The 15,205-nt window shown below is 61.5% G+C and carries 12 protein-coding genes and 1 tRNA gene; 6 read left to right on the forward strand and 7 right to left on the reverse strand.

Translation table 11 applies throughout. The features are described 5' to 3' along the window. Positions 1-255: 255 nt before the first annotated feature. The 5 genes from NVV77_RS08735 to NVV77_RS08755 all read left to right on the forward strand — a co-directional run bounded on the left by NVV77_RS08735 (position 256) and on the right by NVV77_RS08755 (position 5,410). Entirely contained in the window at positions 256-2,052 is a 1,797-nt protein-coding gene (locus NVV77_RS08735) for a methyl-accepting chemotaxis protein (protein ID WP_295412163.1), read from the forward strand. 92 nt (positions 2,053-2,144) lie between these two features. After that, on the forward strand, positions 2,145-2,492 hold the full coding sequence (locus NVV77_RS08740) for a nuclear transport factor 2 family protein (RefSeq protein WP_295412165.1): 348 nt from the start codon (positions 2,145-2,147) through the stop codon (positions 2,490-2,492). A 61-nt stretch (positions 2,493-2,553) separates the two neighbouring features. Next, positions 2,554-2,638, forward strand: a tRNA-Leu gene (locus NVV77_RS08745). Between the two features lie 46 nt (positions 2,639-2,684). Then, positions 2,685-4,064 carry a trigger factor gene (gene tig / locus NVV77_RS08750; protein WP_295412167.1) on the forward strand — a complete coding sequence of 460 codons (1,380 nt, stop codon included), beginning with the start codon at positions 2,685-2,687 and terminating at the stop codon, positions 4,062-4,064. Between the two features lie 116 nt (positions 4,065-4,180). Beyond that, entirely contained in the window at positions 4,181-5,410 is a 1,230-nt protein-coding gene (locus NVV77_RS08755; protein WP_295412168.1) for a GGDEF domain-containing protein, read from the forward strand. Here the strand turns inward: NVV77_RS08755 and NVV77_RS08760 are convergent. Continuing rightward, positions 5,407-6,924: an ABC-F family ATP-binding cassette domain-containing protein gene (locus NVV77_RS08760; protein ID WP_295412170.1), complete on the reverse strand. Its 1,518-nt coding sequence runs from the start codon at positions 6,922-6,924 to the stop codon at positions 5,407-5,409. The genes NVV77_RS08755 and NVV77_RS08760 overlap by 4 nt on opposite strands. A gap of 591 nt (positions 6,925-7,515) precedes the next feature. After that, a complete protein-coding gene (locus NVV77_RS08765) occupies positions 7,516-7,833 on the reverse strand; it encodes a hypothetical protein (RefSeq protein ID WP_295412172.1) in 318 nt (105 codons plus the stop codon). 210 nt (positions 7,834-8,043) lie between these two features. On the opposite strand from NVV77_RS08765, the gene parE reads away from it, so the two are divergent. After that, positions 8,044-10,065 carry a DNA topoisomerase IV subunit B gene (gene parE / locus NVV77_RS08770; protein WP_295412173.1) on the forward strand — a complete coding sequence of 674 codons (2,022 nt, stop codon included), beginning with the start codon at positions 8,044-8,046 and terminating at the stop codon, positions 10,063-10,065. 129 nt (positions 10,066-10,194) lie between these two features. Here parE and NVV77_RS08775 read toward each other — a convergent pair whose 3' ends face one another. The 5 genes from NVV77_RS08775 to tmk are packed head-to-tail and all read right to left on the reverse strand — an operon-like array spanning position 10,195 to position 15,069. After that, positions 10,195-11,031: an MBL fold metallo-hydrolase gene (locus tag NVV77_RS08775; protein ID WP_295412175.1), complete on the reverse strand. Its 837-nt coding sequence runs from the start codon at positions 11,029-11,031 to the stop codon at positions 10,195-10,197. Continuing rightward, complete coding sequence (locus NVV77_RS08780; protein ID WP_295412176.1) at positions 11,031-11,810, reverse strand: TatD family hydrolase; 780 nt, start codon at positions 11,808-11,810, stop codon at positions 11,031-11,033. Before NVV77_RS08780 ends, NVV77_RS08775 begins: the two co-directional genes overlap by 1 nt. 3 nt (positions 11,811-11,813) lie before the next feature. After that, complete coding sequence (gene metG, locus NVV77_RS08785; protein ID WP_295412177.1) at positions 11,814-13,364, reverse strand: methionine--tRNA ligase; 1,551 nt, start codon at positions 13,362-13,364, stop codon at positions 11,814-11,816. Further along, positions 13,361-14,386, reverse strand: coding sequence for an AAA family ATPase (locus NVV77_RS08790; protein WP_295412179.1), 1,026 nt, complete (start codon positions 14,384-14,386; stop codon positions 13,361-13,363). Before NVV77_RS08790 ends, metG begins: the two co-directional genes overlap by 4 nt. Next, positions 14,383-15,069: a dTMP kinase gene (gene tmk, locus NVV77_RS08795; RefSeq protein ID WP_295412181.1), complete on the reverse strand. Its 687-nt coding sequence runs from the start codon at positions 15,067-15,069 to the stop codon at positions 14,383-14,385. Before tmk ends, NVV77_RS08790 begins: the two co-directional genes overlap by 4 nt. Positions 15,070-15,205 lie beyond the last annotated feature (136 nt).

Consider the following 15,205-nt stretch of genomic DNA (forward strand, 5'->3'; position numbering starts at 1 on the left):
TGTCTTTCTTCGAAAACCTGGGCCATGGCAAGTGCCCGTGGCGATCGTTTTTTTGAGACTAGCGACAAGATTCGCGGGGATGACTTGATCTGGATCAATGAAACTATTTCTCTCAGCCCTTGAGCAGAAAAGTAGCGAAGTCGGCGCATTGGGAGAAATACGTACTCCGACAGGGGCCCAAAAGGGTCGAACGCCGAAAGATAGTGCTCATCTGAAGTTGTTAACGTCGGTCCACTTTCAACCCTGGGGGATACTGTGGACGTCCGCCTCTTCAGCAATAAACGCCGGGTTCTGGCGCAAGAGAACCAAGCTACACTCGACGCAATTTCGCGGGCGCTGGCAGTCATCGAATTCGAACTCGACGGTACGATCCGGACAGCCAACAAGAACTTCCTCGACGTGATGGGATACACGCTCGAAGAAGTTCGCGGGCAGCATCACCGCATTTTCGTCGACCCGGCGGAGAGCGCCCTGCCCGACTACAAGCTGTTCTGGGAGCAATTGGCCAAGGGCGAATTCCAGGCGGCAGAATATCGCCGCATCGGCAAGGGCCGACGGGATGTCTGGATTCAGGCGACCTACAATCCGGTCTTCGGGCGCGATGGGAAGCCCACGAAGATCGTGAAGTTTGCAACCGATGTTACTGCAGCAAAACTGGTTGCCGCGGACAGCGCCGGCCAGCTTGCCGCGATCTCACGCTCGCAGGCCGTCATCGAATTCACGCCGAAGGGCGAGGTGATTACCGCCAACGACAATTTCTGTCAGGCGCTGGGCTATTCGCTCGATGAAATCCGCGGCCGGCATCACAAGATTTTTGTGCCAGCGACGGAAGCATCCACCAGTGCCTATCAGGAGTTCTGGAGCCGGTTGGGGCGTGGCGAGTTTCAGGCGGCGGAATATCTGCGCGTCGGCAAAGGTGGACAGGAAGTCTGGATCCAGGCGACCTACAATCCGATCTTCGACCACCATGGGAAGGTGTTCAAGATCGTCAAATATGCCACCGATGTTACTGATCGGAAGCGCGCAGTGAACCTGCTGGGCAGCGAGCTGGCCAAACTAGCCCAGGGCGACCTGCGGGCCCGTATCCAGACGCCGTTCAAGGGCGAACTCGATGCCGTGCGGCTCGCCTACAACAATACTGTCGACCGCTTCGCCGAGATCGTGGCTCGGCTCCGGCGCTCGTCGAGCACGTTGCGCGCAGCAACGGCCGAGATCCTGACCGGCGCCAATGATCTTGCCGAGCGCACCTCGCGGCAGGCTTCGGCGATCCAGGAAACGAGTGCCGCAATGAGGAACCTGGCGAGCACGGTAGAAGAGAATGCAGCGCTGGCTGAAGAGGCCAGCGGCAAGACGCGGGCCGTCTCGACGACCGCCGAGCAGAGCGGCGAGGTCATGAGCCAAGCTCAGGAGGCCATGGGACGAATCCTGGCGTCATCGTCGCAAATCTCAAACATTGTCGGCCTGATCGACGATATCGCCTTCCAGACCAACCTGCTCGCTCTCAACGCTTCCGTCGAGGCGGCGCGAGCGGGTGACGCCGGGAAGGGCTTTGCCGTGGTTGCGGTGGAAGTGCGCCGGCTCGCGCAATCGGCGGCGCAGGCGTCCTCGGACGTCAAGGCGCTGATCGAGCGATCATCCTCGGAAATTTCGACGGGGTCCAAGCTGCTTTCCGACGCGGCGGAGCGCATTGCCAGCATGCTGGGTGATGTGCGGGACAATTGCGGCCTCATGGACAGCATTGCCAGCGGCAGCCGCCAGCAATCGGGCGCGATTGCCGAAGTTGCCACAGCGGTGCGGCAGATGGACGAGATGACGCAACACAATGCGGCGCTCGTCGAAGAGACCAATGCAGCGATCGAGCAGACCGAGGGACAGGCGAGCGAACTCGACAGAATCGTCGAGGTCTTCGTGGTCGACGACGGGCCGCGCGGTCGTGAACCGGCGAAACCGGCGCAGGAGAAGTCGCGCTCAGCGCCGCGGGCGGCCAGGCCGGCATGGGATTGGATGGGGCAAGGTAACGCAGCCCTCGATATCGGCTGGAGCGAGCGCTAAGCGAACCCAGGCAGGTCGCCATCCGGCGTCCTGCCTGTCATTTCCGACCCGGAATTGCTATCGACTTCCTCCGGAGGAGCAAATTGACCAAAATGACACCACTTGAATGCGTGGAACTTCAGCTCGCGGCCTATAACGAGCGAAATCTCAAGCTTTTTCTGACCGCTTTTGCCGAAAACGTCCGCTGCTATCGCCTACCCGACATGGTTCTTACCATCGATGGAAAGGCGGCCCTCGGCGAGTTCTATGCGGCGAACCGCTTCGTGCATGAGGGATTGCACGCCAAGCTACTGAATCGAATGGTGGTTGGGAACAAGGTCATCGACCATGAACTGATCCATGGGCTCGGCCCGGAGCCTATGGAGACATCCGTGGTCTTCGTCATCGAGGATGGGCTGATCGCTCAAGTGTTCTTCATTCCGGCCAAATCGCCAAGCTAGGCTTTGACTGGCTTCAACACTTCATATAGATGCATCGCCAACCCGGCCGACGGGGACCCTTGCGGGTGTGGCGGAATTGGTAGACGCACTGGATTTAGGTTCCAGCGCCGCAAGGCGTGGAGGTTCGAGTCCTCTCACCCGCACCATAGCGGCCTCGGCCGAACGAGATGAACCAATACGGGATAAACCCCAATGCAGGTAACTGAGACCCTTAACGAAGGCCTGAAGCGCAAGCTCAGCGTCACCATTCCGGCCGCTGACCTCGTGTCGCGCCTCGATGCCAAGCTCGAAGAACTCAAGGGCCAGGCCAGCATCAAGGGCTTCCGTCCGGGCAAGGTTCCGACCGCTCACCTCAAGAAGGTCTATGGCCGCTCGGCCATGTCCGAAGTGATGACCGACGCGATCAACTCGACCGTGTCCGACACGCTCGATGGCCGCAAGGAACGCGCCGCCGCCCAGCCCAAGGTCGACCTGCCGCAGGACCAGACGCTGATCAACGACGTGCTCGACGGCAAGGCCGACCTCGCATTCGAAGTCGAATACGAAGTTCTCCCGCCGGTTTCGCTGATGGACCTCAAGGGCCTCAAGCTGAACAAGCCGGTCGTTGAAGTCACCGAAGAAGAAATCGACGCCGAAGTGAATCGCGTGTTCGCCCAGAACCGTGGCTTCACCGACAAGGGCGATGGCGCCGTTGTCGAACAGGGCGACCGTCTCGGTCTCTCGTTCGTTGGCAAGATCGACGGCGTTGCCTTCCCGGGCGGCACCTCCGACCATGCTCACCTGACCGTCGGCTCCGGCGAATTCATCCCTGGCTTCGAAGAACAGCTCGTTGGCCAGAAGAAGGACGAAACCCGCACCATCACGGTCACCTTCCCCGCTGACTACGGCAATGCCGAACTCGCCGGCAAGGAAGCTACCTTCGACGTCACCATCCTCCATGTCGATGGCCCGAACCAGGGTGAACTCGACGACGAATTCGCCAAGCGCCTCGGCGTCGAAGACGTCGCCGGCCTGCGCAAGGCCGTGAAGGAGCAGATGGAAGCCGCACTCGTTTCCATGAGCAAGCAGCACGTCAAGCGTCAGATTCTCGACGCCCTCGACGAAGGCCACAAGTTCGACGTTCCGGCCCAGCTGGTCGAAGCCGAATTCGCCACCATCTGGCAGCGCGTTCAGCATGAAGTTGAAGGCCATGGCCGCTCCTTCGAAGACGAAGGCACGACCGAAGCCGAAGCCAAGGAACAGTATCAGCGTATCGCCGAGCGCCGCGTGCGTCTGGGCCTCGTCGTTGCCGAAATCGGCAACCAGAACGAAGTCCAGGTGACCGACGACGAGCACCAGCAGGCCCTGCTCGCTGAAATCCGCCGCTTCCCCGGCCAGGAACAGCAGGTCTACGACTACTACCGCAAGAACGCCCAGGCTCTCGCCAGCCTCCGCGCTCCGGTGTTCGAGAACAAGGTCGTCGACTATGTCGCCAGCCTTGCCGAACAGACCGAGAAGAAGATGTCGCGCGACGAGCTGGCCAAGCTCATCCAGGCCGACGAAAACGAAGTGCCGGAAGAGCATCACCACTAATTGGTGCGACTCATGGTTTAGTAGGGCCGCCTTCGGGCGGCCCTTTCTTTTGGCCAGCCGGCGGCGACAAACGGTTAACCTGTTATTGCATCGCGACGAATAGACTTCGCGACGGGATGCAGGACACATTTGGAACCTCGACGATGGTGCATGGCCAGCTTTTCTTTGCACTCGTCAATCCGATCATCGCACTGCTGTTTTCGCTCGGCTTCGCGCTCATCTGGCTGCGGTGGCGGGACTACAAGCATCTGCCGGTCCTGTCAGCGGCCTTCCTCTGCCTCGGCCTCGGGTTCATCTTCTACGACTTTCGCATTCTGGTCTGGCCGGGCGACATCAATGTCGGCGCGAACATTCTCTACGTCGCCACCATAACCCTGGCTTGCAGCAGCACGTTTCTGCGCAAGAACCAACCGCCTCCCACCTTGCTCTTCCTGGCGGTCATAGCCTCGGGCGCCCTGCCCTTCGCGTGGTATCTGCTGGTCGAACCGTCCATATTGGCGCGCATCGTGATCACGTCGGCGATTTTTGCCGGCGTGACCAGCATCACTTTTGTCGGGCTCGTTCGTCAGCGGGACAGGACGGTCGCCGATAACCTGTTTGCATCCGCCGTCGGTCTCGCCTTCTTCGTCGCCATTTTCCGTCCCGGCCTGGTTTTGACGGGAGCCCTGGACATCGAGAGCCCCGCCGGCTTCACCGCCTCGGACTACTGGACATCGATCAGGGCGTTTACCCCGATCATGTCCATCATCGTCGCCACGCTCTTTACCGTGGCCATTGGCCTCGATGTCATTGGACACCTCAAGGGTCAGGCAGATCGAGATTACCTGACGGGCCTTCTTAATCGACGTGGCTTCGAGACGACCGGGGACGAGGCCGTGACCCGGGATTTTGCCAATTCACGCCAGCCCGCAATGCTCGTGGCCGATATCGACGACTTCAAGAAGGTCAACGACACGTTTGGGCACAAGGTTGGAGATGCCGTGATCGTTGCCGTGGGCCGCACATTGGCGCGGCATGGCGAGGCCGTTCTGGCGGCACGCACCGGCGGCGAGGAGTTCGCCCTCTACTACAACGACATCGATCGGGCCGAACTGCAGGAAATCGCCCGCAGGATACGCGCTGCACTGGCGCAGGTGACGATTGCCGGCCTGCCGAGCAATTACCCCGTTACGCTCAGCATCGGGCTTCATCTCAGCTATAGCCACGAGTCTCTGACCGACATGATGACCCTTGCCGACCAGGCGCTCTACCGGGCCAAGAGCGAGGGCAAGGATCGGGCGGTGATGACGCCCGTTCGCTTGCACCTCGCAACCGGAAGCAGATTGCAGAGCCAGGATCGGCTCTAGGGCGTTTCCGCCATTTCCGCGAAGAAGTCTTCCGGCCCTTCGACCTCACGCAAGCGCTTGCCAATGATCTGAAGGAAGCGTGTCCCCACGCCCCGCAGGAAGGCTCGATCGTGGGAGACGAGGAGACAGGTCGCGCCATGCTCGGCAATGTCCAGCTCAAGCTGCTCCTGGCCGGGGATATCGAGATGGTTGGTGGGCTCGTCGAGCAGATAGAAATTCGGCCGTTGCAGGCGCAGGGCCAGCAGTGCCAGGCGGGCTCGCTGGCCGAGGGAAAGCGTGCGGATTTGCTTGTCCTGCCGGTCGGGGTCAAAGCCTGCGCCGGCCAGCAGCGCGATACTGCGGCGGTCGCCTTCATTGTAGCGCGAGACAATAAAGTCCAGCGGCGTCTGCTTGAGCGGTAGCCAATCGAGAGCCTGATCGAGATAGCCCGGCACGATCTGCGGGCTGAGGCGCAATCCGTCCACTGCCTCGCCGCCGAGCGCCGCCGCCACTTTTCGCATGAGCTGGGATTTGCCGGTGCCGTTGCGGCCAAGCAGGACGACGCGATCGCCCTGGAAAACGTGCAGTTTTTCAATCGAAAAGAGCGGCCGGCCATCTGGCGTCGTCACGGCCATGTTCTCGAAGGCGAGCATGACGCGGGCTTCGGCGCCACTGTTCCCCAACATGACCTTGCCGGTCTTCTCGCGATGCACGGAGACGACCTGGTTCTCGATCTTTTCGGCGCGCTCACGAAGCTGTTTGGATTTGACCGTCAGCAGGTCGCTGCCGGAGTTGATGCCGATATTGGTCAGCTTGGCCGCCTGCTTGCGGAGCTGGGCAACTTCCTTGAGGTCGCGTTGGCGCTGCTGCTCGGCGGCCTCGTCGGCTTCGTCGAGGGCGTTGCGCGCCGCGCTGTAGGCGAGCGGGAAGAAATGCGAGGTTTCCGGGCGCAGGAAGAGCGTGCGGTTGGTGACGCTATCCAAAAACTGGCGGTCGTGGCTGGCCATGACCACGATAGTCTGGCGCGGCAAAGCGGCCATCCAGTTTTCGAGCGCGAGGATGCGGCCGAGGTCGAGATGGTTGGTAGGCTCGTCGAGAAGCAAAAGGTCTGGTTGGGTAACCCAGCCGCGGGCGATCAGCGCCAGACGCTGCCAGCCGCCGCTCAATTGGCCGATGGGCTTTTGCACGAGATCGAGCGGGAAGCCGAGTTCGTCGAGAGCCACGTCGGCGCGCCAGCCCTCGCTTTCGCGGTCGGCTTGCGGCAGGGCCTGTTCGACGAAATCACGTAGCGGAATGGCCAATGCCTCCGGCGGCACGTCCTGCGGGACATAGCCGATGGTCAGGCCGCGCGAGCGGGAGAGTTCGCCTTCGCTGAGTTCTGCCTCGCCCACGAAAGCGCGCAGCAGCGTGGATTTGCCGCGGCCATTGGCGGCGACAAGACCGACGCGATCGCCATCGGAAAGCGACAGGGAGAGATTGGAGAAAAGCACATGGCCCGAACGGAGGCCGGCATTGCGGAGGCTGAGATTTGCCATCTTGTAGTCTTTCTGGGCGGCAAGCGCTGCGTTTCGACGCGCGCCTAGTCCATCATTTTGCATCCTGACAGAGGTCAGAATGCCGTGACGGGCAAACCAGAAGGATCAATGACGGCAGATGACGTCCGAACCGGGCTGGTCAGCCCTGCAGCTTGAGCCACAGGGCGTGAACGGGGCCATACTGATGATGATGAGTGAAATAGATCATGCATCCCTCCCCGTTTCGTGTTGGACGATTTGGCCTACGACCAAAAGCAGAGCTAATCGACCTTGTGGCCGAAAGCAAGCGTCAGGCGAGATAGAAAACAAGGCTCGCAAGCAGAGTCGCCCCAAAACGCGGGACGTGGAGTTGGGCCAGCCGGTACGCAATACTCAAAAATCCGGCTCTTGGCCAAACGCCAGCAGATGAACCGAAATGGGGCACTAAATACGCAATACTGGGCCCATTTCGGGTTCGCATACGGTAACTCCATACAAAAACCGTATGCCTGAACGCTAACAGCGCGCGCTTAAGAAAGTGCTTTCAAGAAGCAAACGAGGAGTAAACGCGACGGCCCAAGTTGAAACGGGGTTTTACCGATCGCCCGCCGATCAGCCCGCAGGGCGGAGGGCCTTCTGGCCACGAATGCGATCGGCGCAGAAATCGAAGTCTATGAGATAGACCCAGCCATCCTGTGTGGCGCGCACCTGGATACGCTTTTCATTGGCGACATTGAGCGAGATATTGGTGTAGCCACGCCGGGCTATCGCTTCGCGAATCTGGTGATCCGAGAGGCACATGGGCAGTTGGGGGTAGAAATCCCGCGGCTCATCGCCGAAATGGAAGCCAAAGCTGACCTGCGCCGAGGCAGGCATCGGGACAAGCGCCAGCGCCGACAGCATTGCGGCAGCGATAATTTTCTTGACCATGACATTGCTCCTTTTCGACCGATCTTGCCCACCAAACGGGTATGATGCGCTTTGGCTCCTGAACCCCCCGCCAATCGCCCGTTCATTTGCCGTTCATATCGGCCGGTTTCGGGGGAAAACCGCGGCAAACCGGCGTCCGGATGCCGGCATACGATATGCTACATAGTCTACCAGCCTGATTCTGAATCGACCTGTTGGAAATCCTGTTGCATGCAAGCAGACGATCTCTTTGGCGGCGGGGCCGAACCCAAGCCGCAAGACCCTAAGCCAGCAAAGGAAAAGCCAGTCGCCAAGGCCCCCGCGCCGGCGACCGACAGCTATAGTGCGTCCGACATCGAGGTTCTTGAGGGGCTCGAGCCGGTACGGCGTCGCCCGGGCATGTATATCGGCGGCACGGATTCGAACGCCTATCACCACCTCTTCGCCGAGGTGATCGACAATTCCATGGACGAGGCCATTGCCGGCCACGCCACGCGCATTGAAGTGCATCTAGGGGCCGACGGCTACCTGACCGTTACCGACAATGGTCGCGGCATTCCGGTGGAAAAGCATCCGAAATTTCCGGGGCGGTCGACGCTGGAAATCGTGCATACGATCCTTCACGCCGGCGGCAAGTTCGACTCCAAGGCCTATGAAACCTCGGGCGGTTTGCACGGGGTTGGTGTGTCGGTGGTCAACGCGCTTTCGGACGACATGGTCGTTGAGGTTGCGCGCGACCAGCAGTTGCATCGCATCATCTTCTCGCGCGGCAAGGTGGTGCAGGACGTCGAGAATATCGGCCGGGTGCAGAACCGGCGTGGGACGTCGACGCGCTTCCATCCTGATCCCGAGATCTTTGGGCCAACGGCGCATTTCTCGCCGGGTCGCATTTACCGCATGACGCGGGCCAAGGCCTATCTCTTCGGCGGCGTGGAACTGCGCTGGAGCTGTGACGAAAGCCTTGCCAGCGACGAGGTTCCGGCCAAGGCCGTGTTCCATTATCCCGATGGCCTCAAGGACTTCATGACGGCGCGGATCGAGGGCGAGACGCGCATCGTCGACGATATTTTTGCCGGCAAGACCGGGCGGCCGGGTAGCCATGGATCAGTGGAATGGGCTGTGGCCTGGACCATCGAGGATGGTAGCGTTTCGTCTTACTGCAACACCGTGCCGACGCCCGATGGCGGTACGCACGAAGCTGGCTTGCGGCTGGTGTTGCTGCGCGGGCTCAAGAACTATGCCGAGCTGACCAAGAACAAGGCGGCGGCGAACCTGACGGCGGAAGACGTGCTTGGGCATTGCAATGCCATGCTGTCGGTCTTCGTGCGCGAGCCGGAATTCGTGGGGCAGACCAAGGACAAGCTGGCTTCAGGCGAAGCGACGCGCATTGTCGAAAATGCGCTGCGCGATGCGTTTGACCACTGGCTTGGTTCTTCGCCGCAGCAGGCGGGGAAACTGCTCGACTGGGCTGTGGAGCGCGCTGAAGAACGCCTGCGCCGTCGCAAGGAAAAAGAGATCGACCGCGCCAGCGCAACGCGAAAACTGCGTCTGCCGGGCAAGCTGGCTGACTGCACGCAGAATGCGGCGCAGGGCGCGGAACTGTTCATCGTCGAAGGTGACTCGGCTGGTGGCTCGGCCAAGCAGGCGCGCAACCGTTCCAATCAGGCCGTGTTGCCGCTGCGTGGCAAGATTCTCAACGTGGCTGGCGCGAGCCGCGAGAAAATGGCGGCGAGCCAGCTGATCTCGGACCTGATCCAGGCGCTCGGCTGCGGCACGCGTGACCGCTATACCGAGGATGATCTGCGTTACGACAAGATCATCGTCATGACCGACGCCGACGTGGACGGGGCGCATATTGCGTCGCTGCTGATCACCTTCTTCTTCCAGGAAATGCCGCGGCTGATCGAGAACGGGCACCTCTACCTCGCCCTGCCCCCGCTCTATCGCATCAGCCAGGGCGGCAAGACGCTTTATGCGCGCGACGACGCGCACAAGAACGAGCTGATGGCGACCGAGTTCACGGGCAAGAGCAAGGCCGATATCACCCGCTTCAAAGGCCTCGGCGAAATGCCCTATGCGCATCTGCGCGAGACAACGATGTCGCCCAAAACGCGGACTTTGTTGCAGGTGAAGGTGCTGGATGATCATCAGGCGACCAAGACAACGGTCGACCGGTTGATGGGGACCAAGCCGGAGGCGCGGTTTGAGTTTATCCAGGAGAATGCTGAGTTTGTGATGGATCTGGACGTCTAGGCGTCCGGCTCCACTCCCGGTCTCGATGTCATCCCCGCGAAAGCGGGGATCTCTGTTTTTGGGCGCCGAAAGGGGGATTCCCGCTTTCGCGGGAATGACGCGGTGGGTGTGGGGAAACCCGGGGGGAACCTAGCGGTTCAGAATTCGGCCGCTCAGCACGTCGATCTGCATACCATCGAAAGCCGGGGTGACGTTGGCTGGGGTATGGGCATCCGTCTGCGCATAGTCGAGGTCGATATGCATGTCCGTCAGCACCGCCTGGCGGGGCTTGTGGCGCTCGATGAGGTCTAGGGTTTCGGGCAGGCTCAGGTGGCTCGGATGCGGGGTCTGGCGGAGAGCGTCGATGATCCAGATGTCGAGGTCGGCGACGTGGGGTTCGGCGCTTTCGGGGAAGCCGGAGAGGTCGCAGCAATAGGCGGTGCGGGCGATCTTGAAGCCGAGGGAGTCAATGTCGCCGTGGTTTTGCAGGAAGGACTGGATTTCCAGCGTGCCACCGGGGCCGTCTACCTTAAGCAACTGGCCTGCTTCGATAATATGCGCGTTCAGGATAGGCGGATAGGCGCTGCCGGGGGGCGTCGTGAAGCAGTAGCCGAAGGCTTCGTTGAGGCGGTGGCCGCATTCCTTGGTGAAGTAGACGTCGACGCGGCGGCGGTTGTGGAGGGCCAAAACCCTAAGATCATCAATGCCGTGGGTGTGGTCGGCGTGCTCGTGGGTGTAGAGCACGGCATCGACGCGGTCGACTTTGGCATCGAGCAACTGTTCGCGGAGGTCGACGCCCGTGTCGATCAGAACGCGGGTGGGTTGGGCCTCGCCGTTCCGAAAGCCTTCGACGAGAAGGGCGCAGCGGCGGCGGCGGTTTCGGGGATTGTGCGGATCGCAAATTCCCCAATCGTTGCCGATACGCGGCACGCCGCCGGAGGAACCGCAGCCCAGAATGGTCGCGATGATCCAGTCGGGCGCGGGCATTATTTTACGCCGGATTTCGAGAAGAGGCGGCCGAAGTTTGCGGTGGTTTCGTGGGCCAGTTGCTCGAGGGAAATGCCGCGGAGTTCGGCGACTTTTTCGGCCGTGTGGCGGACGAAACTGGGTTCGTTGGATTGGCCGCGATGGGGGATGGGTGCGAGGTAGGGGGAGTCGGTCTCTACGATATAACGATCGGCGGGGACGATTTTGGCAACTTCTTGAATTTCCTGGGCATTTTTGAAGGTAACGATGCCGGAGAAGGAAATGTAGCCGCCAAGGGCAAGGGAACGCTCGGCGAGGTCGCGGCCGGCGGTGAAGCAGTGGAGCACGAAGGGGAAGGCCCCTGCCCGGCTTTCTTCTTCGAGGATGTTGGCCATGTCTTCGTCAGCGGCGCGGCTGTGGATAACCAGTGGAAGACCCGTCTGCCTAGAGGCTGCGATATGGCGGCGGAGGCCGGTGGCCTGGGCCTCGCGCGGGGCGTTGTCGTAGAAGTAGTCGAGGCCCGCTTCGCCGATAGCAATGCAACGGGGATGGGCACTTAGCCGGACAAGATCATCCGTTTGTATATGCAATTCCTGATCGGCATTGTGCGGATGCGTGCCGACCGAGCACCAAACGTTCGGGAAACGTTCCGCGATGGCAGTGTACGTGGAAAAGTTATCCACACGTGTGGAAATCGTCACCATTCCGGTGACGCCGACGGCAGCGGCGCGGGCCATCACGCCGTCGATGTCGGCCGAAAGCGCCTCGAAGTCGAGATGGCAGTGGCTGTCGATCAGCATGGCTTACTCGGCCGGCTTTTCGAGACGCGCGAAGACACCTTGCGGCACTGGCAGGTCAGTATTGGTTAGCAGACTGTTAGCATTGAGCGCAGCAGAGAGGGTCCGTTGGTCAGCGGGGACTGCCAACTGGTCGAGAAGGCGCGCTGCCGAGGCCGGAACGAAGGCGAGCATCGGGATGGCGATGCGGCGAACGGTGTCGGCGGTGACATAGAGGACGGTCGCCATGCGGGCGGGATCGGTCTTCTTCAGCGCCCAGGGTTCCTGGCCAGCGAAGTAGTTGTTGGCCGACGACAGGGCAGCGATGAGGGCGCCTGTGGCTTCGTGGACCAGCTGCTCGTCCATGGCCTTTTGCGCCGCTTCGAGCGCTTCGGTGACTTCGGCGATGATGGCGTTGTCGGCGTCGGTCAGGGCGCCGAGTTCGGGCACCTTGGCGTCGCAGTTCTTGTTGATCATCGAGAGCGAACGCTGGGCTAGATTGCCGAGGTTGTTGGCAAGGTCGGCGTTGACGCGGTTGACCAGTTTTTCGTTGGAATAGTCGCCATCGTTGCCGAAGGAGACTTCGCGCAGGAAGAAGTAGCGGACGGCGTCGGGACCGAAGGTTTCGACCAGCTCAAACGGGTCGATGACGTTACCGAGCGACTTGCTCATCTTCTGGCCGTCGACGGTGAGGAAGCCATGGGCGAAGACGCGGTGCTGCACTTCGATGCCGGCGCTCATGAGGAAAGCGGGCCAGTAGACGGTGTGGAAGCGGATGATGTCCTTGCCGATGACATGGAGGTCAGCGGGCCAGAATTTCTTGAAGAGCTCGCTCTGCTCGTCGGGGTAGCCAACGCCGGTGATGTAGTTGGTCAGGGCGTCGACCCAGACATACATCACATGGCCTTCGGCGCCGGGAACAGGAATGCCCCAATCGAAGGTGGTGCGGGACACGGAAAGGTCCTGCAGGCCGCCCTTCACGAAGGAGATGATTTCGTTTCGACGCTCCTTGGGAGCGATGAAATCGGGATTGGCTTCGTAGAGTGCGAGCAGCTTTTCCTGATAGGCGGAAAGGCGGAAGAAATAGGTCGGTTCTTCGACCCATTCGACCTCGGCGCCCGAGGGGGCGAAGCGCTTGCCGTTCTTTTCGGTCAGTTCGCTCTCGTCGAAATAGGCCTCGTCGCGCACCGAGTACCAGCCCTTGTAGGTGGACTGGAAAATGTCGCCGTTGTGGCTTGCTTCCATCTTCTTCCAGATGGCCTGCGAGGCAGCGTAGTGGCGCTCTTCGGTGGTGCGGATAAAATCGTCGTTGGAGAGGTTCAGCGCTTCGGCGAGTTTGCGGAACTCGGCCGAGTTGCGATCTGCCAGTTCGCGGACAGGAATGCCTTCCTTGGCCGCGGTCTGAACCATCTTGATCCCATGTTCGTCCGTACCGGTGAGGAAGTAAACTTCCCGGCCTTCGAGCCGCTTCCAGCGGGCGATGGCGTCGGTCGCGATCATCTCATAGGCGTGGCCGATATGCGGGGCGCCATTGGGATAGGAAATCGCGGTCGTGACGTAAAAGGGCTTTGCGGTCATTGTGACTCTGTGGGGATGGCAGTCGTGTTTCGGTGCTTCCTTATGGCGTCGAACAGCACGGACAGCGTCTGCTTCATGTCGAGATTGACGCTGTCGGCTTCGCTCAGAAGCGCGTTTGCCTTGTCCCATAGGTCAGTTGCCGAGGCAAGCCGCAACCGCTCGCCGGGCTGCATTGCGGCATTGCGCGCCTCGTCGGAAAGCCAATCAAGAAGGATTTCGCGGGCGAAGGACATGTCCGGTCCCTGAGGATCGGAACCTATGGCGTCGGCAAGGGCGATGGCCGTGCCGGCTGGCAGGTTTTGGGGCGCCTGCAACCAGGCAATGAGAGCGCCGACGGGGGACTCCGGAGACAGTGCCAGGGTTTCGAAGGCGCGGCGCGGACGGCCACCGGCGAGGCCGAGGGCGCGTTGCAGGGTTTCGTCGTCGATGCCCGGCATGCTGGCCGTGACGATCTCGGCGACATCGCTATCGGCGAGCGGGCGCAGGGCCAGGTTGTGACAGCGCGACTTGATGGTCGGCAGCAATTGGCCTGGGCGATGCGAGATCAGGAGGAAGGTCGTGTCAGCGGGCGGCTCTTCGAGGGTCTTGAGGAGCGCGTTGGCGGCCGAGGGATTGCAATCGTCGATGGAGTCGAGAATGGCGATGCGGTGGCCGGCGCGACCGCGGGTGTGATGCAGCGCATCGCGGAGTTCGCGCACGTCTTCGACGCGGATGATGGTGTAAAAGCCCTTGGCGTCCTTGGGGCGGCGGCGGAGGACGAAGAGGTTTGGGTGCGAGAGCGCGGTGACCTGTTCCTGCACGCGCTCGGGGCTTTCGTCGCCGGTGGCGAGGAGAATGGCGGCGGCAAGTTCGAAGGCAAAGGTGGCCTTGCCGATGCCTTGGGGGCCGTGGAGCATTATGGCCCCCGGCAGGCGGCGCTCGTGGAGCTGGGCGAGGATTGCCGCGCGGGCGGCGTCATGGCCGATGGCGCCGTGCCGTTCTTCGGGCAGCGGCAGGCCGGCAAGCGCAGAGGGATCGGTCACGCGGGGATACCGGTCTGGAGTTCCGGGAACCGCGACTGGACGGTGTTCCAGATTTCGCGCTCCAGGCTTTCTTCGGCCTGATTGGCGGAAAGGACCACACAGCGGTCGGTATTGTTGCGGGCGATATCGAGGAAGCCGTCGCGCAGGCGCTTGTGCCAGTCGAGCTCTTCCTTTTCGAAGCGATCGCCGGTGAGGGCGAGGCCGTCTTCGATGGCGCGCTCGGCAACGCGCTTGAAGGCGGTTTCCGGGTCCATGTCGAGGACGATGGTCAGATCGGGCGTGTGGCCATCGAGCGCGAGGTCTTCGAGGGCGTCGATCAGCTTGGAATCGACGCCGCCCGTCAGGCCCTGGTAAGCGCGGGTGGAATCGCAAAAGCGGTCGGAGATGACCCAGGTGCCCTTGGCGAGATTGGGGGCGATCAGTTGCGTAACGTGATCGTAGCGGGCGGCGGCAAAAAGCACGGCTTCGGCGCCTGAACCCCAGGCTTCGCTGCGGCCCTGCAGGATGAAGGAGCGGATGGCCTCTGCCTTGGGCGTGCCGCCGGGTTCGCGGGTGCGTACGGCGTCGACGGAGACACTGGCCAGATTGGCGAGCAGGCGTTTTACCTGGGTGGACTTGCCCACCCCTTCCCCACCTTCAAAGGTGATGAAGCGGGCCTGTCTGCGATTTGGCGCTTCGAGCATGGGTAGGCTGATTCCTTGGTCCGGTTTCTTTTAGGTCAACTCGGGAGGTGGGGAAAGGTTTTGGAGGGACATTGGGCCGGAGGCCTTGCCTCCCTGAGATGGATTGCCGGGACAGGCCCGGCAATGACGATGGGGC

Source organism: Devosia sp., assembly GCF_024707125.1.
GTDB lineage: Bacteria > Pseudomonadota > Alphaproteobacteria > Rhizobiales > Devosiaceae > Devosia.

Excerpts from the sequence above, each read along its gene's own strand:
- NVV77_RS08740 (WP_295412165.1), top strand. The coding sequence starts at position 2,145 with ATGACACCACTTGAATGCGTGGAACTTCAGCTCGCGGCCTATAACGAG.
- tig (WP_295412167.1), top strand. The coding sequence starts at position 2,685 with ATGCAGGTAACTGAGACCCTTAACGAAGGCCTGAAGCGCAAGCTCAGC.
- NVV77_RS08755 (WP_295412168.1), top strand. The coding sequence starts at position 4,181 with ATGCAGGACACATTTGGAACCTCGACGATGGTGCATGGCCAGCTTTTC.
- NVV77_RS08760 (WP_295412170.1), bottom strand. The coding sequence starts at position 6,924 with ATGGCAAATCTCAGCCTCCGCAATGCCGGCCTCCGTTCGGGCCATGTG.
- NVV77_RS08765 (WP_295412172.1), bottom strand. The coding sequence starts at position 7,833 with ATGGTCAAGAAAATTATCGCTGCCGCAATGCTGTCGGCGCTGGCGCTT.
- parE (WP_295412173.1), top strand. The coding sequence starts at position 8,044 with ATGCAAGCAGACGATCTCTTTGGCGGCGGGGCCGAACCCAAGCCGCAA.
- NVV77_RS08775 (WP_295412175.1), bottom strand. The coding sequence starts at position 11,031 with ATGCCCGCGCCCGACTGGATCATCGCGACCATTCTGGGCTGCGGTTCC.
- NVV77_RS08780 (WP_295412176.1), bottom strand. The coding sequence starts at position 11,810 with ATGCTGATCGACAGCCACTGCCATCTCGACTTCGAGGCGCTTTCGGCC.
- metG (WP_295412177.1), bottom strand. The coding sequence starts at position 13,364 with ATGACCGCAAAGCCCTTTTACGTCACGACCGCGATTTCCTATCCCAAT.
- tmk (WP_295412181.1), bottom strand. The coding sequence starts at position 15,069 with ATGCTCGAAGCGCCAAATCGCAGACAGGCCCGCTTCATCACCTTTGAA.